The sequence below is a fragment of the Microbacterium sp. NPDC058345 genome, assembly GCF_042723855.1.
Taxonomy (GTDB): domain Bacteria; phylum Actinomycetota; class Actinomycetes; order Actinomycetales; family Microbacteriaceae; genus Microbacterium.
In genome coordinates this window covers 503,756-527,105 of sequence record NZ_JBHXIG010000001.1, presented here as the reverse complement: position 1 = coordinate 527,105, position 23,350 = coordinate 503,756, and the positions used below count along the sequence as shown (strand labels likewise).

The window sequence follows — 23,350 nt, the reverse complement described above, 5'->3', positions numbered from 1 at the left end:
ATGACCGCCACGCTGACCGACCGTTACATCGCCGCGACGGTGAAGAGCCTGCCGCCGCAGCTGCAGGCCGAGGTGCGCGACGAGCTGCAGGGCTCGATCGCGGATGCCGTCGAGGCGCGCACCGACCAGGGCGAGGCGCTCGACGCCGCCGAACGGGCCGTGCTCACCGACCTCGGCGACCCCGGCGTGCTCGCCGCCGGCTATGCGGATCGTCCGCTGCACCTCATCGGCCCCCGGTACTACCTGACCTGGTGGCGACTGCTCAAGCTGCTGCTGGCGATCGTCCCCGCTGTCGCGTTCGGCGGGGTCGCGATCGGTCAGGCCGTCGCCGGCGCCGGGATCGGGCAGATCATCGCCGAGAGCATCTCGGTCGCCATGACCGTCGCCGTGCACATCGCCTTCTGGACGACGCTGGTGTTCTTCGTGCTCGAGCGCACCGGCGCCGACACCGGCGTGCGATGGAGCGTCGACCAGCTGCCCGAGGAGCCGCAGCCCGGCACCGGCCGCACCGATCTGATCGGCTCGCTCGTGATGGTCGCGTTCTTCGCGGGCGCCCTGCTCTGGGACCGCTTCCGCGGGTTCGTGCCCACCGAAAGTGAGCCGCTGTCGATCATCCACCCCGGGCTCTGGCCATGGGGGATCGGTGTGCTGTTCCTGCTGATGGCCGCCGAGGCGGCACTCGCGATCGCGGTGTACGCACGCGGCACCTGGACGACGGCGTTCGCCTGGATCAACACCGCCATCGCGGTGTCCGTGCTCAGCCTCGGCATCACCGCACTCGGACGCGGCGTGCTGTTCAACCCCGAGTTCGTCGACTTCGCTATCGACAACGGGGTCGATGCAGACGCCAGGGCCGTGCTCGTCGTGCTCACCGGCATCGTCATCGCCGGGGTGTCCGTCTGGGATGCGACCGCCGGCTGGCTCAAAGCCCGCGCGGCTCGTCGCGCCCGCTGATCAGACCGATCGCGCTAACGGGGACGGCGGTACGGTGGTGCGATGAGCACCGCGGCCGCCGTCCTCGCCGATCTGCGTGCGGCGGCGGATCCCGCCGCACATCCGAATCGGCACTACGGCGGGACAGGGGAGGTGCTCGGGGTGCGGATGGGAACGCTCTTCGACATCGCCAAGACGCACAGCCGGATGCCGCTCGACGAGGTGGAGCGGCTGCTCGACGAACCCGCGTACGAGCCGCGTCTGGCGGCGTTCTGCGTGCTCGACTTCCAGGTGCGTCGTCCGCGGGTCACGGATGCGGAGCGCGAGGAGCGCTACGAGTTGTATCTGCGACGACACGACAGCATCGACTCCTGGGACATGGTCGACCGCTCGGCGCCGCGGGTGGTCGGCGCGTTCCTGCGGAATCGCTCCCGGCAGCCGCTGTTCGAACTCGCCGCCGCATCCGATCCGCTGCGCCGGCGCACCGCGATGACCGCACCGCTGGCGTACACCCGCCCGCCGCACGCCGACGGCATCGCCGACCTGCTGCGGCTGGCCGAGTTGCTCGCAGCCGACCGCGACCCTCTCGTCGCGAGGCCCGTCGGCATCGCTCTCAAGCACGCCGGAGCAGTGGCACCCGACGACGTGCGCGACTTTCTGGAGCGGATGGGCGAGCGGCTGGCCGCATCCGTCCGGCGTGAGGCGAGGGCGAAGCTGCCGGAATAGGCTGGGTGGCGTGACCGACGACTTCGTCTCCGACCTCTTCGACGCTGCGGAGTGGACGCTCGCGCCCGGCGCCGAGTCCTACACCGACATCACCGCGCACGTCTCGCGCGACGGCGGCGTCGCGCGCATCGCCTTCGACCGGCCCGAGGTGCGCAACGCGTTCCGGCCGCACACGGTCGACGAGCTGTACCGGGCGCTCGACGTCGCACGTCAGGACCCACGGGTCGGCGCCGTGCTGCTCACCGGCAACGGCCCGAGCCCGAAGGACGGTGGCTGGGCGTTCTGCTCCGGCGGCGATCAGCGCATCCGCGGCCGCGACGGCTACAAGTACTCCGACGATGCGGCATCCGTGCAGGACCCGGCGCGCGCCGGCCGCCTGCACATCCTCGAGGTGCAGCGCCTCATCCGGTTCATGCCCAAGGTCGTCATCGCCGTCGTCCCCGGATGGGCGGCCGGCGGCGGGCACTCCCTGCACGTCGTCTGCGACCTCACGATCGCCAGCGCCGAGCACGGCCGCTTCAAGCAGACGGATGCCGACGTGGGCAGCTTCGACGCCGGATACGGGTCGGCGTACATGGCGCGCCAGACCGGTCAGAAGTTCGCTCGCGAAGTGTTCTTCCTCGCCGAGGAGTACTCGGCGCAGCGGGCGTACGAGATGGGCGCGGTCAACCGGGTCGTGCCGCACGCCGAGCTCGAGCGCGAGGCTCTGCGCATGGCGCGCACGGTGCTGACGAAGTCGCCGACCGCGATCCGGATGCTGAAGTTCGCCTTCAACGCCGTCGACGACGGCATGGTCGGCCAGCAGGTGTTCGCCGGTGAGGCGACCCGCCTGGCGTACGGCACGGACGAAGCGGTGGAGGGCCGCGACTCCTTCCTCGAGAAGCGCGCTCCCGACTGGTCGCCGTTCCCGTACCACTTCTGATCGACGCAGCGGGAAGGAGCGTCATGCGCCTGCATCCGGTCGACGGCGACGACCCGCGCGCCGTCCGCGACGCCCTGCCGGGGGCACTCGGCGGTGCCCGACCGCTCGCGCTCGGGTTCGCCCCGACGGCCGACGACGTGGTGCCGGACGGGACGGCTGTGGTCATCGCCACCTCCGGATCCAGCGGGGTGCCGAAGCGGGTCGTGCTGAGTGCGGCGGCCCTGCGCGCGAGCGCCGAGGCGACGGCTGCGCGAATCGGCGCGGGACGCTGGACGCTGGCGCTGCCGGCCGGCTACGTGGCGGGTCTGCAGGTACTCGTGCGCTCGCTCGTGGCAGGCACCGAGCCGATCCTGCTCGAGGGACGGTTCCGTGCCGACGCGTTCGTCGAGGCGACGCGGCGTGCCGGCGTCGACGACCTGTACATCTCGCTCGTGCCCGCGCAGTTCGCGACGCTGATCGATGCGGCGGACGATCCGCAGGTGCTCTCGGCGCTGCGGGCGCACCGTGCGATCCTCGTGGGTGGGCAGGCGCTCTCCGACAGCATCCGGATGCGTGCCGCCGAGCTGCGGATCCCGCTGGTGCACACCTACGGATCCAGCGAGACGAGCGGCGGCTGCGTCTACGACGGTGTCCCGCTGGACGGCGTGCGGATCGGGCAGGTCGACGACGAGCTGCGGATCAGCGGACCCATGCTCGCCGACGGCTACCTCGGCGACCCGGCGCTGACCGCGCGCGTCTTCGAGACCGACGCGCGCGGCGCGCGCTGGTATCGCACCGGCGACCGGGGGTTCATCTTCGACGGCGTCGTCGAGGTGCACGGCCGGCTCGACAACGTCATCGTGTCGGGCGGCATCAACATCTCGCTCGATCGTGTGGAGCGCATCGTGCGCACCGTGCCCGGCCTCGAGCAGGCCGTCGTGCTCGGGATGCCGGACGAGCGCTGGGGGGAGGCGTCGATCATCTTTGTCGCCAGCGGTACCGGTGACGGGGAGGACATGTTCGAGGATGCGCGCGCCCGCGTCGCCGCCGGGATCGGCCGTCACGCGCGTCCGGTGCAGCTGGAGGTCGTCCCCGAGCTGCCGATGCTGGCGTCCGGGAAACCGGATCGAGAGCTGCTGCGCCGGATGATCCACGAGGTGCCGCCTCCCGCCGGACCCTGACCGGCCGTCCCTGCTGAGATACTGGCGCGATGGCCGTCTACACCCACGGGCACCACGATTCGGTGCTCCGCTCGCACAGCACCCGCAGCGTCTCCGACTCGGCCGCCTATCTCGCCGGGCACCTCACCCCGGACATGCATCTGCTCGACGTCGGTGCCGGCCCCGGGACGATCACCGTCGACTTCGCCGCCCGCGTCGCACGGGTCACCGCGACCGAGATCGACGACGCGGCGCTGAGCCTGTCGCGTGCACTCGCCGCCGAACGCGCGGCCGAGAACGTCGACTTCTCGGTGGAAGACGTGCACGCGCTGAGCTTCGCGGATGACAGCTTCGACGTGGTGCACGCGCATCAGGTGCTGCAGCATGTCGGCGACCCGGTGCAGGCGCTGCGCGAGATGCGCCGCGTCGCGAGACCCGGCGGCATCGTCGCCGCGCGCGACGCCGATTACGCCGGATTCGTCTGGTTTCCGCTGCTGCCCGAGCTCGACGAGTGGCTGGGACTGTATCGTGCCGCGGCGCGCGCGAACGGCGGAGAGCCGGATGCCGGGCGGCGGCTGCTGTCGTGGGCGAGGGCGGCGGGCTTCACCGACATCACGGCGACGGCGTCGACGTGGTGCTATGCGACCGCTGAGGACCGCGCCTGGTGGGGCGGGATGTGGGCCGACCGCATCCTCGAATCGGCGCTCGCCGGCCAGCTCGTGCGCGACGGCTTCGCGACGCGCGAGCAGCTGCACCGCATCAGCGACGCCTGGCGCGCGTGGGCGGCGGACGGCGACGGCTGGTACCTGATCCCGCACGGCGAGATCGTCTGCCGGGTGTGAGGCCCGAGGGCTCGCGTCCCATGACCGCTCGGCGAGCGCGCGCATACATCTCTCGACGGACGCGACCGGCCCGGCTCGTCCCGTAGCGTGAGAGGGTGATCCGCCCCGTCTCCCGCCCCTGGCTCGCGCTCGACATCGTCGGCAGCCTCGTCGGGCTGCTGATCACGATGCCGCTGTCGTTCGCGTTCGCGGCCGGGCCGGTGAGCGCGTGGCTGCAACCCGAGCCGCTGGCCGACGCCGTGCTCGTGCTCGTCGGCACGGTGATGTGGGCTGCCGCGGCCATCAGCCGGCTCTCACCCGCCCTCGCCCTGATCATCGCCTGGGCTGCGGCGATCGCGCAGATGGCGTGCGGGTTCGCGCCGGTGGCCTTCGACATCGCCGTGTTCTCGGTGCTGTTCGCCACGAGCGCGTGGGGCTCGCGCCGACTGCTGTGGATCGGCGGGGCTTCGACTGCCGTCGGCGGCATCGTCGCGGGCCTGTACATCTCGGCGCTGCAGGTGGGCAGCCAGATCGGCGACCCGGCCGCTCCGGCCCCCGACGCGTTGCGCATGGTGCTGATCGCCCTGCTCATGGGCACGACCGTCGGCTTCGCGCTGATCATCGCCTGGGGTGCCGGCCTGCTGTGGCGGGTCGTGCGACGCGGCAGGGAGACCCGCGAGGCGCAGCTGCGTGCCGAGGCCGTCGCGGCCGAGGAGCAGGAGCGGGTGCGCATCGCCCGCGACATGCATGACATCGTGGCGCATTCCCTCGCGGTGGTGATCGCCCAGTCCGACGGCGCCCGCTATGCCGCGGCGGCGAAACCGGAACTCGCCCAGGAGGCGCTCGGCACGATCGCGCAGACCGCGCGCGCCGCGCTGTCCGACGTGCGGATGCTGCTCACGCAGCTGCGGCACCGGCAGGGCGACGGGCCCCAGCCCACCCTCGCCGACCTGGAGACCCTGTTCGCGCAGGTGCGTCAGGCCGGAATCGAGCCGCGCGTCACCGTCGACCCGATGCCGCCGGGGGAGCCGCCGGGCGCGATCCAGCTGGCGGTGTACCGCATCCTGCAGGAAGCGCTCACGAACGCGCTGCGGCACGGTGACGGCGACGTGGACGTCCGTCTGGCGTGGTGGCCCGACCGCGTGGACATCGACGTGCGCAACCGCATCCGCTCGCCGCAGCAGACGGGGGCGGGCAGCGGACACGGCGTGGTCGGCATGCGCGAACGCGCACAGCTGGTGGGCGGTACGCTCGAAGCGGCGCGCGGCACGGGACGAGAGGACGGCTGGTTCATCGTCAGGGCCGCCCTGCCGATCGGCTCCCCGTCTCACCCCGGCTCCGCCGGTGCTCGCTCAGGAACGGGAGATGCAGGATGATCCGCGTGGTGCTCGTCGACGACCAGGCGCTGTTCCGCGCCGGGGTGCGGATGCTCGTCGCCTCGCAGCCCGACATGGACGTCGTCGGCGAGGCGGGTGACGGTCGCGAGGCGCTCGACGTCATCGCGAAGACCCGCCCCGATGTCGTGCTGATGGACATCCGGATGCCGGTGATGGACGGGCTGACGGCGACCGCCGAAATCCTCACGCGCCCGGATGCTCCCCGCATCGTGATGCTCACCACCTTCGACCTCGACGAGTCGGCCGCCAGGGCGATCCAGCAGGGCGCGAGCGGGTTCCTGCTCAAGGACGCCGACCCGGAGTTCCTGCTCGCCGCGATCCGCACGGTGCACGCCGGATCGAGCGTCATCGCGGCATCCGCCACCCGTGAGCTGTTCGCGCACTTCACCTCCGAGACGAAGCCGGTGCCGCCGCAGTACGCCGACCTCACCGACCGCGAGCGCGAGATCTTCGCTCTCGCCGCGCGCGGGCTGTCGAACTCCGAGATCGCCGCCCGCGAATACCTCAGCGAGGCGACGGTGAAGACGCACATCAGCCGCATCCTCACCAAACTGGCCCTGCGCGACCGCGTGCAGCTGGTGGTGTTCGCGTTCGAGCACGGCCTCGCCTGAGCGGGTCATCCTCGGGGTGTACGAGGATGCATCGCCGGAGCGATGTGCGGGTGTACGAGCCCGACATAGCGTCGAAGGCATGGAGATCACGACTTCGGACCTCGGGCTCGCCGCCCGCGTCCAGCACCTCACCAAGAGCTACGGCGCGGGCGACGCCGGTGTGCGCGCCCTCGACGACGTCAGCGTCGGCATCCGGCGCGGACAGTTCACCGCGATCATGGGCCCTTCCGGCTCGGGCAAGTCCACGCTGATGCACATCATGGCGGGACTCGACGCCCCGACCGAAGGACGCGTCTGGATCGGCGACACCGAGATCACCGGCCTCGGCGACGTCGAGATGACCGTGCTGCGCCGCCGGCGCGTCGGCTTCATCTTCCAGGCGTTCAACCTCGTGCCCACCCTCGACGTGGTCGGCAACATCCTGCTGCCGTTCGAGCTCGACGGGCGCCGTCCCTCGGCGATGGAGCGGGCCCGCATCGACGGGCTCATCGACACGCTCGGGCTCGGCGCCCGCCTGCGCCATCGTCCGCACCAGCTGTCCGGAGGCCAGCAGCAGCGCGTCGCCATCGCACGCGCGCTCGCGACCGCCCCCGACCTGGTGTTCGCCGACGAGCCCACCGGCAACCTCGACTCCGCCACCGGACGCGAGGTGCTGCAGCTGCTCGCCACGGCCAGCCGCGAGCACGGTCAATCCATCGCCATGGTGACGCACGACGCGGTCGCCGCGAGCCACGCCGACCGCGTGCTGTTCCTCGGCGACGGCCGCATCACCGCCGACCACCCGCGACAGAGCGCCGAGGAGATCTCGTCGTACATGCTCGCCGCCGAGGTGGCGGCATGAGCGCCGTGCCGACGCTGACGGCGGCGCCCGCGGCGGTCGCGACCGCGGCAATCGACCGGCCTCGCAGCCCGCGGCTGGGCTGGCTGCGCGAGAGGGGCATGGGCGCCAGCATCCTGGTCTCGGCGCTCGCCGCCGCGTTCGGGGTGATCCTCGTCGAGGTGACCGTGTACATCGGCGCGGTGTTGAAGGCCGACCCGTTCATCGGCGACAGCGAGACGCTGGCGATCGTCGTCGCCATCCTGTCGGTGCTGCTCACCGGCGTCGCGATGTACGTCGCCGCCATCGTCACCGCCAACACCTTCTCGACGATCATCGCCGGGCGCACCCGGCGCATCGCGCTGCTGCGGCTGATCGGCGCTTCCGCCCGATCGCAGCGTGCCGAGGTCACCGGTCAGGGATTCGTCGTCGGCCTCATCGGCGCGCTGATCGGCCTGCTGGCGGGTCTCGGGCTGTCGGCGGCGGGGATGCTGGCCGGCGAGCGGCTGCTGGGATCCACGCCGGACACGTTCACCCTGGTGCAGCCCGCCGTCGCTCTGCCGGTCGCCGGTGTGATGCTGACGACGTGGCTGGCCGCCTGGATCGGGTCGCGGCGGGTGCTGTCCGTCACGCCGCTGCAGGCTCTGGGCGGTTCGGTCGAACGCAACCGCGATGACACCGTCTCGCGCCCAGGGCGTCACATCGGCGCGCTCGTGCTGCTCGTCGCGGGTGTCGCCCTGCTCGTGGCAGGCATCGTCCTCGGCCTGATCACGCCTCTCGGCGTCGTCGTCGCGTTCTTCGGCGGGGTGCTGTCGTTCACCGGTCTCACGACCGGCGCGGTGCTGGTCATGCCCCCGATCCTGCGGCTCGTCGGGCGCCTGTTCGGCAACGGCGCGACCGCGCGCCTGGCGGCCGAGAACGCGCTGCGGCATCCCGAGCGCTCGAGCCGCATGGCGATCGGCGTGGTGATGGGCGTGACGCTGGTGACGATGTTCGCCGTCGCTCTCGAATCGACCAAGGCGCTGATGAGCAGGCAGACGGATGAGGAGATCCTGCAGGAGTCCTTCGCCGTGCTCGACACGTTCGCGTCGGTGATGATGGTGCTCGTCGCGGTCTCGGCCGTGATCGCCGCGGTCGGCCTGGTGAACCTGCTCACGATCGGCGTCGTGCAGCGCACCCGCGAGCTGGGTCTGCTGCGCGCGATCGGCCTGACCGGGCCGCAGGTGCGTCGCATGGTGCTGCTCGAGGCCGTGCACATCACGGTCGCCGCCACCCTGACGGGCCTGGTGCTCGGCGTCGCCTACGGGTGGGCTGCGGCGCAGTCGCTGCTCGGCTCGGTGCCGGTGCTGCCCGACTTCGAACCCGCGGGCATGGTCTACCCGGCGGTGCCGTGGGCGCCCGTCGTCATCATCGTCGTCGCGACCGCGCTGCTCACCGTGATCGCGGCGGTGACCCCGACGCGTCTGGCCACCCGGGTGGCTCCCGTCGAGGCGCTCGCCGCCGACTGACGCTCCTCGGTTCCCTCCCACAGGCCCCCCGCCCCCGCGCCTGTCACACTTTTCAGCATCCGGCACACAGATCGGCGTGCCATTCGCTGAAAAGTGTGACAGTCGTGTGGGCGGGGGCGAGGAGGCGGCACCGTAGCCCGGATTAGGCTGGACGGATGCCGTCGCCCTTCGATCAGTCGTCGTATCAGGTCCGTCACGAGTGGGGAGCGGACGGGCTCGCCCGGCTCGCCCCGGCCGACATCGTGGTGGTGGTCGACACGCTGCGGTTCTCATCGACGGTGGCGGATGCTGTCGCCGCAGGCGGCACCGTGGCGATCGACGACGCGCGGGACTGGTCACTCAACGGCGCCGCCGTCGCGAGCGCGGCGGCCGCCACCGGCAGCAGCGTGCTGCTCGGCGGCATCCGGAACGCGGCGGCGACAGCGCGCGCCGTGATGACGCTCCAGGAGCGCCGCGCTGCACGGACCTCGGTGACCGTGCTCGCCGCCGGGGAGCTCACCCCGGAGGGGCGACTGCGTTTCGCGGTCGAGGACCAGCTCGGCGCCGGCGCGGTGATCGCCGCGCTGACCGATCTCGGCATCGATCACTCCTCGCCCGAGGCCGCGGCGGCCGCGGAGTCCTTCCGGGCACTGCGCCGCGCGCTGCGCCACCTGCTCGCGGCGAGCGGATCGGGGCGCGAGCTCGCCGACGGGGTGGCGTCCACTGCCCGGATGGAGTCGGCCGGGGTGCGTGCGACGTCGGTCGCGGAAGCCGCGGAGCTGGACGCGGTCGATGCCGTGCCGGTGCTGCGCGCGGGGACATTCACGGCCTTCGCGTGAACGGAGCCGCGCGCCGCGGGGGCGCCTGCCGCTGATCGCCGTATGGTCAGGGCTATGAGGTTCCTGCCCGCCTTTGTCGTCGATGCCGTCCTCGTGCTGGTCTTCGCGGTGATCGGCCGTGCGTCGCATCAGGAGGATCCCGCGGGTTTCCTGCTCACGGCCTGGTCGTTCCTCGTCGCCCTGGTCGCCGGTCATCTGCTGGCTGCGCTGGTGCCCATGCGCCCGCGCAGGCCGTGGTCGCTCGGCTGGGGAGTGGTGGCGTGGCTGATCACGGTCGCCGGCGGGATGCTGCTGCGCGTCGTGGCCGGCGGCACCGCCGAGACGCCGTTCATCGTCGTCGCCTCCGTCGTTCTGGCGGCGTTCCTGATCGGCTGGCGGCTGATCGCGCTGCTGGTTCGCCGGTATCGCGCCCCGCGCGAGGCGTCCTGATCTCGACGACGAGGCGCGTCGCCGGAGGCAGAGCGTCGGAAGCAGAGCGTCGGAAGCAGAGCGTCGGAGGATGCTCAGCGAGGAGCGAGGGCGGCCAGCCGGTCGGCGGCCGTGATGTCGCGACGCGTCCACTCGAAGAGGAAGCGCTGATCGAAGCGGCGCGAGCACTTCGCGCACGACGTCGCCCTGGCCGGTCTGCGGTGCCGGTAGGCGACGTGTCCGGCGGGGCAGCGGCCGATCCAGGGTGCCAGCTCGATCGCCGTCTCACCGGTGTGCGTCGTGCCGCCGACATAGCCCAGTTCACGGGCGGCGTGCTTCCACTCCGGACCGTGCGCGGCAGCGTGGCCGGCGAGAGCGTGCGCCACCTCGTGCAGCAGCGTCTGATGGATCTCGTCGTCGTCGAAGCGCGCGGCCAGATACCGCGAGACGGTGATGCGCTTGCGCCGGAAATCGCACAGCCCCGCCCGACGCTTCGCGTTGTCGAAGTCGAAGCTCCACGAGTCGTCGAGGTGCAGCCTGATCAGCGCCTCGCCCCAGACGCGCACCCGGTTCAGATCCGCCATGAGAACAGCGTAGAACCGACGGCCGACATCGGGGCTGTCGAGGGTCAGATCACGAGTGCGGGCTGCCGGCTGGTGCGCCGTTCCGCGGCCTCGATCGCCAGCAGCGGCACCTCGAGGTCCTTGTCGCCGGCACCCGCCTGGCGACGCAGGAACAACGACTTCTTGAAGCTCTCCCGCGCCTGCTCGTAGTCGCCGGCGTCGTAGGCGTTCTTGCCGTGATGCTGGTGCGCGAAGGCGGCGATCCCGGCCCAGCCGTGGCCCTCGGCCTCGCTCGCACAGGTGGCGAGCTCCTGGGCGGCGGCATCGTACGCGCCACGGTTCTGCAGCACCGTGGCGTGCAGCACGCGCGCGCGCAGCAGATCCTTGCGCGTGCCGGCCATGCGCGCCTGGCGCACCGTCTCCTCTGCGAGCCCGAGCGCCTCGTCGAGACGCTCGAGCACCTTCAGCAGCCACACCCGCTCCAGCAGCACCGGAAGGCTGCGCTGGTGCTCGATGTCGGCCAGTCGCCGGCCGCATTCGCCCTGGTCCACCAGTTCACGAAGGGTGTCGGGGTCGTATCCCTGAATCAAACTCACGACGTCTGGCTCCTCTCCGTGATGGTTCCAGTCTGCCTGCCCGATCCGGGAACCAGCCGAGGCACGCCCTGCGGCATCCGCATCCGTGCCCGCGGCAATGCGCGAGGGGCCTCGAACCGGCGCGGGCGCCGCCGGGTCGACGTCAGCGCAGGAAGATCGACGCGTCGGGTCGAGGGGACGCCACGGCGTCCGCATCCGTGACGACGGCGGCTCCGCGGGCGAACGCGACGACCTCGTCGCCCTGCGCGATCTTCGCCGGATGCGGCCCTGCGGCGAGCATCCGGGGCAGCCACTCGGTGGGCAGGGGCGTGGGGGATGCCGCCAGCACGAGGTTGCCGAACCGTCGGCCCTTCAGCACCTGCGTGTCCGCCAGCACCGCGACATGGGGGAACACCGCCGACACGGTCGCGACCTGCCGGCGGGCGAAGGCGAGACCCGGCCCGTCGGCGACGTTCACGAGCAGCACCCCCTCCGGTGCGAGCAGGCCCGCCAATTCGCGGTAGAACTCCGCGCTCGTCAGGTGCGCCGGGGTCTGGGCGCCCGCGAACACGTCCGAGACGACGAGATCGCAGTGTCCGGACAGTGCGGGCGGCAGCCTGCGCACGCCGTCGCGGGCGTCGCCGAGCCGCATCCGGATCGCCGCGCCGCGCGGCAGCGGCAGGTGTTCGCGCACGAGCCGCACGAGCAGTGCCTCGAGCTCGATCACCTGCTGACGCGAGCCAGGCCGGGTCGCCTCGATGTAGCGCGGGATCGTGAGCGCGCCGGCGCCCAGATGCACGGCGCTGAGCGGAGCGCCCGGCTGGCCGAGCTGGTCGATCACAGCGCCCATCCGCGCGACGTACTCGAAGTGCAGATGCGTCGGGTCATCGAGGTCGACATGTGACTGCGGCGTGCCGTCGACGATCAGCTCGAAGCCGTTGGTGAACTCCGACGGCGCGATCTGCGCGGTTCCGCCGTGCTCGAGTCGCGCCTGCGGATGCTCGGTGTCGCGCCCGCGTGCTCGTCCCATGGATCGAGCGTACTGCCGCGCCCGTCAGCGCCGGCGACCGGTGCAGGTCTGCTGATTCAGGTCGATGCCGCTGATCTCGGGCGAGAGGGTCTCCCGATCCGTCGGCGCGGGCGAGGTGGACGACGGCGAGGGTGCGGGTGCCGGAGCGGGCGTTCCCCCGACCGCACCGCCGTGGTTGCTGGCCTCACCGGTGATCTCCAGCGACCTGCCCTCCTGCAGCGCCCGCCACAGCGGCTCGGCAGCGGTGCGGTTGGGCACCACCCGGTCGGCGTCGGCGGGATCCTCGAGTGTCGGGTACTGCAGGAACACGAAGTCGTCGAAGGGCACGTCCTTCAGTGCGAGGGCGAGCTGCGTCATGCGCAGCGGGTCGGCGAGCTCCTCGCTCGGCTGGACGTTGCTCGCGATCGTGTCGGCCAGCCTGAGCACCGTCGGCACGTCGCTCAGCGTTTCGCTGCTGAGCACCTTGCGCGCCAACCGCGACATGTACTGCTGCTGGTTCGAGATGCGGGCGAGGTCGCTGCCGTCGCCGACGCCGTTGCGCGTGCGCAGGAACTGCAGCGCCCAGTAGCCCTCGATCGTGCGCGGCCCCGGTTCCCAGTCGATGCCGGTCTTCGGGTCGTGCAGGCCGGTCTCGCCGATGCAGACCTCGACCCCTCCGACCGCTTCGGTGATCTCCATCACGCCGTCGAAGCTGAGCTTCGCGGCGAAGCCGATCGGCACGTCGCTCAGCGCCGTGACGGTCTTCGCGACGCACGACAGCCCGGCATGCCCGAAGACGCCGTTGATCTGCGCCTTGCTCATGGCGGATGCGGTCGAGCCGTCCTCTTTGGTGCACTCGGGCACCTCGGTCATCAGGTCGCGCGGGAACGACACCACCGTCACCTTGCGCGGCGGCGCCGAGACGTGCACCAGCAGGTTCACGTCGTTGAGGATGCCCTCCTCGCGACGACAGCGTTCGCCGAGCAGCTTCGTCGACACCGGCCCGCATTCATCCGTGCCGACCAGCAGGATCGCGAACGCGCCGGGGAAGGCCCCCAGCTGCGGCGGTGCCATCGACGGCGCATCCTCGAGGTGCACCGCGTCGTCACCGACGCGCGACGCCAGGTCCGCGACGACGAACCCGACGACCGCGAGCGCCGACACCGTGACCACGGCGAGGCCGATGCCCAGCATGCGCAGCAGCGAACCGGCCGCCGTCGGCGCACGATGCGGGGCGTGCTGCGCCACCGGCCGTCGCTTCATAGCCCCGACCCTACCGGCCGTTCCCGTCGGCGCCGACCGCCGACCGCACCGTGCGCCGATACCGGATCGCGGCCAAGCCGATACCCGATCGCAACCCAGGGTGAGTTGGCATAGCGGCTCTCGATGAGTAGCGTCGGATCATCACGTGAGCGGATGCGCCGAAGCATCCGTACGCGCAATGAAGCGTCACAGAGAGGCAGACCATGCTCAACAAACCCATGCGCAGGCGGCCGATCGCCGCCGTCGCCGGCGCCGCGGTCGCGGCGATGCTCCTCGCCGGCTGCGTCGCCAGCCAGCGCGACGACGACACGGGAGACGAAGGCGCCGCAGAGGTCGACAGCACCTTCATCTTCGCCGCGTCGTCCGACCCCGCCAGCCTCGACCCGGCGATCGCGCAGGACGGTGAGACGTTCCGCGTCTCGCGCCAGATCTTCGAGGGTCTGGTGGGCACCAAGCCCGGCACCGCCGACCCCGCCCCGCTGCTCGCCGAGGAGTGGGAGTCGTCCGAGGACGGCATGAGCCACACCTTCACTCTGAAGCAGGACGTCACGTTCCACGACGGCACCCCGTTCAACGCCGAGGCCGTCTGCTTCAACTTCGACCGCTGGTACAACTGGACCGGCTCCATGGCGTCCGAAGCCCTGGGGTACTACTACAACAAGCTCTTCAAGGGATACGCCTCGAACCCCGAGGACGCGGTCTACAAGTCCTGCACGCCCGACGGCGACGACAAGGTCACGATCGAGCTGAACAAGCCGTTCGCCGGATTCATCGCCTCGCTCTCACTGCCCGCGTTCGGCATGCAGAGCCCCTCGGCGCTCGAGGAGTTCAAGGCCGACGAGGTCGGCGGCACCGCCGAGGCTCCCGTGCTGTCGGAGTACGCCAAGGCGCACCCGGTCGGCACCGGCCCGTTCATGTTCGAGTCGTGGGATGTGGGCGAGAACGTCACCCTGACCGCATACGACGACTACTGGGGTGAGCAGGGCCAGATCGAGGAGGTCATCTTCCAGATCATCGGCGACCCGACCGCCCGCCGCCAGGCGCTGGAGGCCGGCACGATCGACGGCTACGACCTCGTCGGCCCGGCGGACACCCAGGCCCTCGAGGACAAGGGCATGTTCATGGTGTCGCGCCCGCCGTTCACCATCCTCTACCTGGCGTTCAACCAGGCGGTGCCCGAGCTGCAGGACATCAAGGTGCGCCAGGCCCTGTCGTACGCGGTCGACAAGGACGCGCTGATCAAGCAGGTGCTCCCCGAGGGCACCGAGAAGGCGACGCAGTTCGTGCCGCCGGTGGTCAACGGCTACAACGACGGCGTCACCACGTACGACTACGACCCCGAGAAGGCGAAGTCGCTGCTCGAGGAGGCCGGCTACACGGCTGACAACCCGCTGGCGCTGACCTTCAACTACCCGGTCAACGTGTCGCGGCCGTACATGCCGAACCCCGAGCAGATCTTCACCGTGCTGTCGAAGCAGCTCGAGGAGGTCGGCGTGCAGATCACCCCGAAGACCGACGCCTGGAACCCGGACTACCTCGAGCGCATCACGGCGGGAGCCGACCACGGCATCCACCTGCTCGGCTGGACCGGTGACTACAACGACACCGACAACTTCGTCGGCGTCTTCTTCGGCCAGAAGAGCGCGGAGTGGGGCTTCGACAACCCGGAGCTGTTCCAGAAGCTGACCGAGGCGCGAGGCATCTCCAGCCTCGACGAGCAGACACCGCTGTACGAGGAGATCAACGAGGATGTCGCGCAGTTCATCCCCGGCGTTCCGCTCGCGCACCCGGCTCCGACGCTCGCGTTCGACCCGCGAGTGAAGAGCTACCCGGCCAGCCCGGTGAACGACGAGGTCTTCACCGACATCGAGCTGACCGAGTAAGGCGCCCGGTGGGTGACCGCCCATCCGGGTCCGTGACGGACCCGGATGGGCGGTCACCACGACCTTCGGAGATCTTCTTTGCTGCGCACCATCGGCAGGCGACTGCTGTTCCTCATCCCCACCCTGTTCGGCCTGAGCCTGCTGCTGTTCGCCTGGGTCCGCGCGCTTCCCGGCGGACCCGCCATCGCCCTGCTGGGTGAGAAGGCGACGCCCGAGGCGATCGAGCGCGTCAACGAGCTCTACGGCTTCAACCGGCCGCTGTACGAGCAGTACTTCACCTGGGTCGGCCGCCTTCTGCAGGGCGACTTCGGGTCGTCGATCGTCACCTCGCGTCCGGTGGTCGAGGAGTTCTTCCGCCGGTTCCCCGCGACGATCGAGCTGAGCATCCTGGCCCTCATCTTCGCGGTCGGCGTCGGCATCCCGCTCGGCTACTGGGCCGCCCGCCGGCACGGCAGGCTGAGCGACCACTCCGCCGTCGTGCTCAGCCTGGTGGGCATCACCATCCCGGTCTTCTTCCTGGCGTTCATCCTGAAGTACTTCTTCGCCGTGCAGCTGGGCTGGCTGCCGTCCGACGGGCGTCAGGATCCGCGCATCGACGCGACGCACGTGACCGGGTTCTACGTGTGGGACGGCCTCATCACCGGCGAGTTCGATGCAGCGTGGGACACCGTGCTGCACCTCGTCCTGCCCGCGCTGGCGCTGGGCACCATCCCCCTCGCCATCATCGTGCGCATCACCAGGGCGAGCGTGCTCGAGGTGCAGAACGCCGACTACGTGCGCACCGGCAAAGCCAAGGGCGTGACCAGCAGCACGCTGCGCAGCCGGTTCATCCTGCGCAACGCCATGCTGCCGGTGATCACGACCATCGGCCTGCAGACCGGGCTGCTCATCTCGGGCGCGGTGCTCACCGAGACGGTGTTCGCCTTCCCCGGGATCGGCTCGTTCCTCGCCAGGGCGATCTTCGCCCGCGACTTCCCGGTGCTGCAGGGTTTCATCATCTTCATCGCGATCGCCTACGCGTTGATCAACCTGGCCGTCGACGTGTCGTACAGCCTGATCGATCCGAGAGTGAGGGTCCAGTGATGAGCGCGACGCTCCCACCCGCACAGGGGTCAGGCGAGGTGCTCGACACCGTCGCCGTGGCTCAGACCGAGATGAAGGGCGGTGGCGGCTTCTGGCACGACGTCCTCCGCCGCCTGCGACGCAATCCCACCGCATGGATCGGCGCGGTCATCGTGGTGCTGTTCCTGCTCGTCGCGGCGCTGGCGCCGATCCTCGCCCCGTACCCCGAGACGGCGCTGCCCGGCGCGAGGGACATCACCCCGACGCACATCCCCGGACCGCGTGAGATCGACGGGTTCCCGCTCGGCCTCGACCGTTTCGGCGGCGATGTGCTCTCGAAGCTGATCTGGGGCGCGCAGGCGTCGCTCCTGGTCGGCGTCGTGTCGACGGCGCTCGGCCTCGTCGGCGGGATGCTGCTCGGCCTGCTCGCCGGCACGTTCGGCGGCTGGGTCGACACCGTGATCATGCGCATCGTCGACATCATCCTGTCGGTGCCGAACCTGCTGCTCGCCGTGTCGATCGCCGCGATCCTGGGGCAGACGCCGTCGGCGGTGATGATCGCGATCGGAGCGTCGCAGGTGCCGATCTTCGCCCGCCTGCTGCGCGCCTCGATGCTGCAGCAGCGTTCCAGTGAGTACGTGCTCTCGGCGCAGACGCTCGGCCTGGGGCGTGGCCGCATCACCATGTCGCATGTGCTGCCCAACGCGATCGGCCCGGTGATCGTGCAGGGCACGCTCACGCTCGCCACCGCGGTGATCGACGCCGCCGCACTGTCGTTCCTCGGCCTCGGCGGCGGCCGCCCCGAGACGGCGGAGTGGGGGCGGATGCTGACCTACGCGCAGAACGAGCTGGCGATCGCGCCGTGGCTGGCGTTCCTGCCCGGCATCTGCATCGCCGTCACCGCGCTCGGCTTCACGCTGTTCGGCGAGGCGCTGCGCGAGGCGATGGATCCGAGGACGAGGGCGCGATGAGAGACGAAGCGATGAACGACGACAGCATCCGCACCCCGCGCGACAGCGCCGTGACGCAGCCGCTGCTGCAGGTCTCCGGCCTGGCCGTCGACTTCGGCACCATGGACGGCGTCGTGCACGCCGTCGAAGACGTCGACCTCGAGATCGCCCCCGGCGAGACGGTCGCGATCGTGGGGGAGTCCGGCTCGGGCAAGTCCACCACGGCGATGGCCGTGATCGGGCTGCTCGCCTCGGGCGGTCGTGTCGCCCGCGGCAGCATCCTGCTCGACGGACGCGAACTGGTCGGGATCTCCGAGAGCGCACTGCGCGACATCCGCGGACGCGACATCGGCATGGTCCCGCAGGACCCGATGTCGAACCTCAACCCGGTCGCGAAGATCGGCACCCAGGTGGCGGAGACGCTGCTCGCGCACGGGCTGGCCACGCGCAAGGACGTCGACGCGAAGGTCATCGCCGCGCTCTCGGCCGCGGGACTTCCCGATCCCGAGCGCCGGGCCAAGCAGTACCCGCACGAGCTGTCGGGCGGGTTGCGCCAGCGCGCGCTGATCGCCATCGGACTGGCCTGCCGGCCGCGGCTGCTCATCGCCGACGAGCCCACCAGCGCGCTCGACGTCACCGTGCAGCGGACCATCCTCGACCAGCTCGACGAGATGACCCGCGAGCTCGGCACCGCCGTGCTGCTCATCACCCACGATCTGGGGCTGGCCGCCGAGCGCGCGCAGCGCGTCGTGGTGATGCATCGCGGTCGTGTGGTCGAGCAGGGGCCGGCGCGACGGATCCTCGAGGCTCCGCAGCATCCGTACACGCAGAGCCTGGTGAAGGCGGCACCGTCGATCGCCGCCGCCCGGCTGCGGCCCGAGGCCTTCCACGCCGAGGAGCGCCGAAGCGAGGGGACCGAGGCGGATGCCGCGGCATCCGACAACATCGTCGAGATCGAGGGGCTGCGCAAGGTGTATCCGATGCGCGGCCGCGGCGAGGACTTCGTCGCCGTGGACGACGTCTCACTGGCGATCCCGCGCGGCGAGACGGTCGCGATCGTGGGGGAGTCCGGATCGGGCAAGACCACGACGGCGCGGATGCTGCTGAAGCTCATCGAGCCGACGGCGGGGACCATCCGCTTCGAGGGCCGTGATGTGTCGACTCTCGACCGGGCGCAGGCGCGGGAGTTCCGCCAGCGCGTGCAGCCGGTGTTCCAGGACCCGTACTCGAGCCTGAACCCGATGTTCACCATCGAGCGCCTGATCGCCGAGCCGCTGGAGTTCTACAAGCGCGGCAGCCGGGCCGAACGGCGCGCGCGCGTGCGGAAGCTGCTCGATGATGTCGCCCTGCCGCACTCGATGCTGCAGCGCTACCCGTCGGAGCTCTCCGGCGGTCAGCGCCAGCGTGTCGCCATCGCTCGTGCGCTCGCGCTGTCGCCCGACCTGGTGGTGTGCGATGAGCCGGTGTCGGCGCTCGACGTGCTGGTGCAGGACCAGGTGCTGACGCTGCTGCGCGACCTGCAGCAGGAGTACGGGCTGAGCTACCTGTTCATCTCGCACGACCTCGCCGTGGTCCGGCTGATCAGCGACTACGTGTGCGTGATGAAGGACGGCGCGCTCGTCGAGGCCGCCAGCTCGGAGGAGATCTTCACCAACCCGCGCGACCCGTACACCCGTCGGCTGCTGGCGTCGATCCCCGGCAACGAACTGGGCATCGCGTCCTGAGCAGCACAGGGTCTTCCCGGCGGCGACGAGAACCTGCGCGGGATGGTCTTGTGCCGTCGTCCGCGCGGGTTTAGAACAGTGCTGTGCGGCGACGACGCCGCGCCCGGTCGCCGGCGCGGCGCTCGGAGCTTCCACTGGGGTTGGGAATGCACATGAAGAAGATGACGATCGGTGCTGCGCTCGCGCTCATGCTCGTTCTGGGCGGCGGCAGTGCGGCGATGGCGGGCGAGTACACCGGCAACGGCGGTGACACCCCTGGTGGTGACCGTGCGCAGTCGGCCTGTCACTATTCGGGACGCGATCTGCCCGATGACGTGGAGATGAATCCGGTGCCGGCGGCGGACGACGACATGATCACGGGCGGGCACGTGCAGAGTTACGGCCAATACGTGCGAGCGGGTCTGAAGGGCATGGTACCCAGTCCTGGCGAGGCGTGCCGGGGCAATGTGACCTTCGAGGAGTGACCACGCGGCCTCCGGGACGGGTCGACGGCAGCGGTCGGCCCCGGGGGCCGGATGCCCAATACCGCAGCATCCGGAAATGGTCAAGGACTCCGCTTGCCATGTCGCGAAATCGTGCGTATAGTTGGTAGTTGCGCTCGCTTCTCCGTGCCCTCATATGGTGGTCGGCATCGTCGAGCTCTCGCGTGCGCACTCCACCGACGACAAGGAATCGACTAGCCCTGCCCGGGCTCACGGAGGTTATTCCCTTGGCTGCTGCTCGCAACGCATCCACTCCCACCACCACCAACAAGAACGGACGCGGAGCATCCCGCCTCTCGTTCGCCAAGATCTCCGACACGCTCACGGTCCCTGACCTGCTCGCGCTGCAGACCGAGTCCTTCGGCTGGCTCGTCGGCAACGACGCATGGAAGGCCCGCGTCGCCGAGGCCAAGAAGGCCGGCCGCAACGATGTCGCGGAGATCTCGGGTCTGGGTGAGATCTTCGAGGAGATCTCCCCGATCGAGGACCTCGGCGAGACCATGCAGCTCTCGTTCACGAACCCGTACCTCGAGCCCGAGAAGTACTCGATCGAGGAGTGCAAGGAGCGCGGCAAGACGTACGCCGCCCCGCTGTACGTCGAGGCCGAGTTCATGAACCACCAGACCGGTGAGATCAAGACCCAGACGGTCTTCATGGGCGACTTCCCGCTGCAGACCGACAAGGGCACGTTCATCATCAACGGCTCCGAGCGCGTCGTCGTCTCGCAGCTGGTGCGCTCGCCCGGCGTGTACTTCGACAAGACGCCCGACAAGACGAGCGACAAGGACATCGTCACCGCCCGCGTCATCCCCAGCCGCGGCGCCTGGCTCGAGTTCGAGGTCGACAAGCGCGACCAGGTCGGCGTGCGCATCGACCGCAAGCGCAAGCAGTCGGTCACCGTCTTCCTCAAGGCGCTGGGCATGACCAGCGAGGAGATCCTCGCCGAGTTCGCCGGCTTCCCCTCCATCGAGGAGACGCTGTCCAAGGACACGATCCTCACCCAGGAAGACGCGCTGCGCGACATCTACCGCAAGCTGCGTCCGGGTGAGCAGGTGGCCGCCGAGGCCGCGCGCTCGCTGCTCGACAACTTCTACTTCAACCCGAAGCGCTACGACCTGGCCAAGGTGGGTCGCTACAAGATCAACCACAAGCTCGGCCTCGCCGCTGCGCTGACCGACTCGGTGCTGACGCGCGACGACATCGTCGCGACCATCAAGTACCTCGTGCGCCTGCACCGCGGCGACGAGTCGTTCGAGGGCGTCCGCTCGGGCAAGAACGCCGAGATCCGCATCGCGGCCGACGACATCGACAACTTCGGCAACCGTCGCATCCGCGCGGTGGGCGAGCTGATCCAGAACCAGGTCCGCACCGGTCTGTCCCGCATGGAGCGCGTCGTCCGCGAGCGCATGACCACGCAGGACATCGAGGCGATCACCCCGCAGACCCTGATCAACGTGCGTCCCGTCGTGGCCGCGATCAAGGAGTTCTTCGGCACCTCGCAGCTGTCGCAGTTCATGGACCAGAACAACCCGCTCGCGGGCCTGACCAACAAGCGCCGTCTGTCGGCGCTCGGCCCCGGTGGTCTGTCGCGTGACCGCGCCGGCGTCGAGGTCCGTGACGTGCACCCGTCGCACTACGGCCGCATGTGCCCGATCGAGACGCCGGAAGGCCCGAACATCGGTCTGATCGGTGCGCTCGCGACCTTCGCGCGCATCAACTCGTTCGGTTTCATCGAGACCCCGTACCGCAAGGTCGAGGGCGGCAAGGTCACCGACCACATCGACTACCTCACGGCAGCCGAGGAGGTCGACTTCAACATCGCCCAGGCGAACGCGCCGCTCGACAAGGACGGCCGCTTCACCGAGAGCCACGTGCTCGCCCGCCCGCGCGGCGGCAGCGGTGAGGTCGACCTGTTCCTGCCCGAGGAGATCGGCTACATCGACGTCTCGCCGCGCCAGATGGTGTCGGTCGCGACCTCGCTCGTGCCGTTCCTCGAGCACGACGACGCGCAGCGCGCGCTCATGGGCGCGAACATGCAGCGTCAGGCCGTGCCGCTGCTGCGCTCGGACTCGCCGCTGGTCGGCACCGGCATGGAGGGCTACACCGCCATCGACGCCGGTGACGTGGTCACCGCCGAGAAGGCCGGTGTGGTCTCCGAGGTCTCGGCCGACAAGGTCGTCGTCATGCTCGACGAGGGCGGCACGCAGGAGTACCACCTGCGCAAGTTCGACCGCTCGAACCAGGGCACCTCCTACAACCAGCGCGTGATCGTCGGCGCCGGTGAGCGCGTGGAGGTCGGCGAGGTCATCGCCGACGGCCCCGCCACCGACAACGGCGAGCTCGCGCTCGGCAAGAACCTGCTCGTCGCGTTCATGCCGTGGGAGGGTCACAACTTCGAGGACGCGATCATCCTCAGCCAGGAGCTGGTGAAGGACGACACCCTCTCGTCGATCCACATCGAGGAGTACGAGGTCGACGCCCGCGACACCAAGCTGGGCAAGGAGGAGATCACCCGTGACCTCCCCAACGTCAGCCCCGAGCTGCTGAAGGACCTCGACGAGCGCGGCATCATCCGCATCGGCGCCGAGGTCCGCCCCGGCGACATCCTGGTCGGCAAGGTCACCCCGAAGGGTGAGACCGAGCTGAGCGCCGAGGAGCGTCTGCTCCGCGCGATCTTCAATGAGAAGAGCCGCGAGGTGCGCGACACGTCGCTGAAGGTTCCACACGGTGAGCAGGGCACGATCATCGCCGTCAAGGAGTTCAACGCCGAGGAGGGCGACGACGAGCTGGGCTCGGGCGTCAACCGCCGCGTCGTGGTCTACATCGCCCAGAAGCGCAAGATCACCGAGGGCGACAAGCTCGCCGGCCGTCACGGCAACAAGGGCGTCATCGCGAAGATCCTGCCGGTCGAGGACATGCCGTTCCTCGCGGACGGCACCCCGGTCGACGTGGTGCTCAACCCGCTCGGCATCCCCGGCCGCATGAACTTCGGTCAGGTGCTGGAGACCCACCTCGGGTGGATCGCCAAGCAGGGCTGGAAGGTCGAGGGCAACCCGGAGTGGGCTGTGAAGCTCCCCGAGGAGGCCCGCGACGTCGCCCCGGACACCAAGGTCGCGACCCCGGTGTTCGACGGTGCCAGCGAGCAGGAGATCTCGGGTCTGCTCGACTCCACCCTGCCGACCCGCGACGGCGTGCGCCTGATCGACTCGTCGGGCAAGACGCAGCTGTTCGACGGCCGTTCGGGTGAGCCGTTCCCGGCGCCGATCTCGGTGGGCTACATGTACATCCTGAAGCTGCACCACCTCGTCGACGACAAGATCCACGCGCGTTCGACCGGCCCGTACTCGATGATCACCCAGCAGCCGCTCGGTGGTAAGGCGCAGTTCGGTGGCCAGCGCTTCGGTGAGATGGAGGTGTGGGCCCTCGAGGCCTACGGCGCCGCATACGCCCTCCAGGAGCTCCTCACGATCAAGTCCGACGACATCCTCGGCCGCGTCAAGGTGTACGAGGCGATCGTCAAGGGCGAGAACATCCAGGAGCCCGGCATCCCCGAGTCGTTCAAGGTGCTCATGAAGGAGATGCAGTCGCTCTGCCTGAACGTCGAGGTCCTCTCGGCCGACGGCACCGCGGTCAACCTCCGCGACACCGATGACGAGGCCTTCCGCGCAGCGGAGGAGCTCGGCATCAACATCTCCAGCCGTTTCGAAGCCGCATCGATCGACGAGATCTGATCCGGCAC

General features: G+C 70.1%; 21 protein-coding genes. 17 read left to right on the top strand and 4 right to left on the bottom strand.

Annotated elements, in window-relative coordinates; genetic code table 11:
- The 11 genes from ACFWH5_RS02585 (at position 1) to ACFWH5_RS02535 (ending at position 10,121) form a co-directional block, all read left to right on the top strand.
- Positions 1 to 954, top strand: coding sequence for a permease prefix domain 1-containing protein (locus tag ACFWH5_RS02585; RefSeq protein ID WP_378831412.1), 954 nt, complete (start codon positions 1 to 3; stop codon positions 952 to 954).
- A gap of 42 nt (positions 955 to 996) precedes the next feature.
- The gene (locus tag ACFWH5_RS02580) at positions 997 to 1,659 is read left to right on the top strand and encodes a DNA alkylation repair protein (protein ID WP_378831410.1); all 663 of its coding nucleotides are present in this window, start codon (positions 997 to 999) and stop codon (positions 1,657 to 1,659) included.
- Between the two features lie 10 nt (positions 1,660 to 1,669).
- Positions 1,670 to 2,581, top strand: a complete 912-nt coding sequence (locus ACFWH5_RS02575) for a 1,4-dihydroxy-2-naphthoyl-CoA synthase (RefSeq protein ID WP_378831409.1) — start codon at positions 1,670 to 1,672, stop codon at positions 2,579 to 2,581.
- 23 nt (positions 2,582 to 2,604) lie between these two features.
- Positions 2,605 to 3,741, top strand: coding sequence for an AMP-binding protein (locus ACFWH5_RS02570; protein WP_378831407.1), 1,137 nt, complete (start codon positions 2,605 to 2,607; stop codon positions 3,739 to 3,741).
- A 29-nt stretch (positions 3,742 to 3,770) separates the two neighbouring features.
- Positions 3,771 to 4,562, top strand: coding sequence for a class I SAM-dependent methyltransferase (locus ACFWH5_RS02565; protein ID WP_378831405.1), 792 nt, complete (start codon positions 3,771 to 3,773; stop codon positions 4,560 to 4,562).
- A 95-nt stretch (positions 4,563 to 4,657) separates the two neighbouring features.
- Positions 4,658 to 5,917, top strand: coding sequence for a sensor histidine kinase (locus ACFWH5_RS02560; RefSeq protein WP_378831403.1), 1,260 nt, complete (start codon positions 4,658 to 4,660; stop codon positions 5,915 to 5,917).
- Positions 5,914 to 6,549 (top strand): response regulator, encoded by a 636-nt coding sequence (locus ACFWH5_RS02555; RefSeq protein WP_378831401.1) that lies wholly within the window; start codon positions 5,914 to 5,916, stop codon positions 6,547 to 6,549. Before ACFWH5_RS02560 ends, ACFWH5_RS02555 begins: the two co-directional genes overlap by 4 nt.
- Positions 6,550 to 6,628: 79 nt before the next feature.
- Complete coding sequence (locus ACFWH5_RS02550) at positions 6,629 to 7,390, top strand: ABC transporter ATP-binding protein (RefSeq protein WP_378831398.1); 762 nt, start codon at positions 6,629 to 6,631, stop codon at positions 7,388 to 7,390.
- Complete coding sequence (locus ACFWH5_RS02545) at positions 7,387 to 8,874, top strand: FtsX-like permease family protein (RefSeq protein ID WP_378831396.1); 1,488 nt, start codon at positions 7,387 to 7,389, stop codon at positions 8,872 to 8,874. The genes ACFWH5_RS02550 and ACFWH5_RS02545 overlap by 4 nt, the downstream gene beginning before the upstream one ends.
- A 155-nt stretch (positions 8,875 to 9,029) precedes the next feature.
- The gene (locus tag ACFWH5_RS02540) at positions 9,030 to 9,692 is read left to right on the top strand and encodes a 2-phosphosulfolactate phosphatase (RefSeq protein WP_378831394.1); all 663 of its coding nucleotides are present in this window, start codon (positions 9,030 to 9,032) and stop codon (positions 9,690 to 9,692) included.
- A gap of 54 nt (positions 9,693 to 9,746) precedes the next feature.
- A complete protein-coding gene (locus ACFWH5_RS02535) occupies positions 9,747 to 10,121 on the top strand; it encodes a DUF3054 domain-containing protein (protein ID WP_378831393.1) in 375 nt (124 codons plus the stop codon).
- A 74-nt stretch (positions 10,122 to 10,195) separates the two neighbouring features.
- Here ACFWH5_RS02535 and ACFWH5_RS02530 read toward each other — a convergent pair whose 3' ends face one another.
- From ACFWH5_RS02530 to ACFWH5_RS02515, 4 genes are all read right to left on the bottom strand, one after another.
- Positions 10,196 to 10,684, bottom strand: a complete 489-nt coding sequence (locus ACFWH5_RS02530) for a SprT-like domain-containing protein (protein ID WP_378831390.1) — start codon at positions 10,682 to 10,684, stop codon at positions 10,196 to 10,198.
- Between the two features lie 44 nt (positions 10,685 to 10,728).
- Positions 10,729 to 11,259, bottom strand: a complete 531-nt coding sequence (locus ACFWH5_RS02525; RefSeq protein WP_378831388.1) for a hypothetical protein — start codon at positions 11,257 to 11,259, stop codon at positions 10,729 to 10,731.
- Positions 11,260 to 11,401: 142 nt separating this feature from the next.
- On the bottom strand, positions 11,402 to 12,268 hold the full coding sequence (locus ACFWH5_RS02520) for a spermidine synthase (protein WP_378831386.1): 867 nt from the start codon (positions 12,266 to 12,268) through the stop codon (positions 11,402 to 11,404).
- A gap of 24 nt (positions 12,269 to 12,292) precedes the next feature.
- Positions 12,293 to 13,510, bottom strand: a complete 1,218-nt coding sequence (locus tag ACFWH5_RS02515) for an LCP family protein (protein ID WP_378831384.1) — start codon at positions 13,508 to 13,510, stop codon at positions 12,293 to 12,295.
- Positions 13,511 to 13,713: 203 nt separating this feature from the next.
- Between ACFWH5_RS02515 and ACFWH5_RS02510 the strand changes: the two genes are divergently transcribed.
- The 6 genes from ACFWH5_RS02510 (at position 13,714) to ACFWH5_RS02485 (ending at position 23,342) form a co-directional block, all read left to right on the top strand.
- Positions 13,714 to 15,393 carry an ABC transporter substrate-binding protein gene (locus tag ACFWH5_RS02510; protein ID WP_378831382.1) on the top strand — a complete coding sequence of 560 codons (1,680 nt, stop codon included), beginning with the start codon at positions 13,714 to 13,716 and terminating at the stop codon, positions 15,391 to 15,393.
- A gap of 78 nt (positions 15,394 to 15,471) precedes the next feature.
- Positions 15,472 to 16,476, top strand: a complete 1,005-nt coding sequence (locus tag ACFWH5_RS02505) for an ABC transporter permease (protein ID WP_378831380.1) — start codon at positions 15,472 to 15,474, stop codon at positions 16,474 to 16,476.
- A complete protein-coding gene (locus ACFWH5_RS02500; RefSeq protein ID WP_378831377.1) occupies positions 16,476 to 17,426 on the top strand; it encodes an ABC transporter permease in 951 nt (316 codons plus the stop codon). The genes ACFWH5_RS02505 and ACFWH5_RS02500 overlap by 1 nt, the downstream gene beginning before the upstream one ends.
- Positions 17,423 to 19,129, top strand: coding sequence for an ABC transporter ATP-binding protein (locus tag ACFWH5_RS02495; protein ID WP_378831375.1), 1,707 nt, complete (start codon positions 17,423 to 17,425; stop codon positions 19,127 to 19,129). The genes ACFWH5_RS02500 and ACFWH5_RS02495 overlap by 4 nt, the downstream gene beginning before the upstream one ends.
- A gap of 152 nt (positions 19,130 to 19,281) precedes the next feature.
- On the top strand, positions 19,282 to 19,593 hold the full coding sequence (locus tag ACFWH5_RS02490) for a hypothetical protein (RefSeq protein WP_378831373.1): 312 nt from the start codon (positions 19,282 to 19,284) through the stop codon (positions 19,591 to 19,593).
- Between the two features lie 245 nt (positions 19,594 to 19,838).
- Positions 19,839 to 23,342, top strand: coding sequence for a DNA-directed RNA polymerase subunit beta (locus ACFWH5_RS02485; RefSeq protein ID WP_378831370.1), 3,504 nt, complete (start codon positions 19,839 to 19,841; stop codon positions 23,340 to 23,342).
- Positions 23,343 to 23,350: the final 8 nt, after the last annotated feature.

Coding starts and splice junctions, on each gene's coding strand:
- ACFWH5_RS02585 (WP_378831412.1), top strand. CDS start 1: ATGACCGCCACGCTGACCGACCGTTACATCGCCGCGACGGTGAAGAGC.
- ACFWH5_RS02580 (WP_378831410.1), top strand. CDS start 997: ATGAGCACCGCGGCCGCCGTCCTCGCCGATCTGCGTGCGGCGGCGGAT.
- ACFWH5_RS02570 (WP_378831407.1), top strand. CDS start 2,605: ATGCGCCTGCATCCGGTCGACGGCGACGACCCGCGCGCCGTCCGCGAC.
- ACFWH5_RS02565 (WP_378831405.1), top strand. CDS start 3,771: ATGGCCGTCTACACCCACGGGCACCACGATTCGGTGCTCCGCTCGCAC.
- ACFWH5_RS02555 (WP_378831401.1), top strand. CDS start 5,914: ATGATCCGCGTGGTGCTCGTCGACGACCAGGCGCTGTTCCGCGCCGGG.
- ACFWH5_RS02550 (WP_378831398.1), top strand. CDS start 6,629: ATGGAGATCACGACTTCGGACCTCGGGCTCGCCGCCCGCGTCCAGCAC.
- ACFWH5_RS02545 (WP_378831396.1), top strand. CDS start 7,387: ATGAGCGCCGTGCCGACGCTGACGGCGGCGCCCGCGGCGGTCGCGACC.
- ACFWH5_RS02540 (WP_378831394.1), top strand. CDS start 9,030: ATGCCGTCGCCCTTCGATCAGTCGTCGTATCAGGTCCGTCACGAGTGG.
- ACFWH5_RS02535 (WP_378831393.1), top strand. CDS start 9,747: ATGAGGTTCCTGCCCGCCTTTGTCGTCGATGCCGTCCTCGTGCTGGTC.
- ACFWH5_RS02530 (WP_378831390.1), bottom strand. CDS start 10,684: ATGGCGGATCTGAACCGGGTGCGCGTCTGGGGCGAGGCGCTGATCAGG.
- ACFWH5_RS02520 (WP_378831386.1), bottom strand. CDS start 12,268: ATGGGACGAGCACGCGGGCGCGACACCGAGCATCCGCAGGCGCGACTC.
- ACFWH5_RS02515 (WP_378831384.1), bottom strand. CDS start 13,510: ATGAAGCGACGGCCGGTGGCGCAGCACGCCCCGCATCGTGCGCCGACG.
- ACFWH5_RS02510 (WP_378831382.1), top strand. CDS start 13,714: ATGCTCAACAAACCCATGCGCAGGCGGCCGATCGCCGCCGTCGCCGGC.
- ACFWH5_RS02500 (WP_378831377.1), top strand. CDS start 16,476: ATGAGCGCGACGCTCCCACCCGCACAGGGGTCAGGCGAGGTGCTCGAC.
- ACFWH5_RS02495 (WP_378831375.1), top strand. CDS start 17,423: ATGAGAGACGAAGCGATGAACGACGACAGCATCCGCACCCCGCGCGAC.
- ACFWH5_RS02490 (WP_378831373.1), top strand. CDS start 19,282: ATGAAGAAGATGACGATCGGTGCTGCGCTCGCGCTCATGCTCGTTCTG.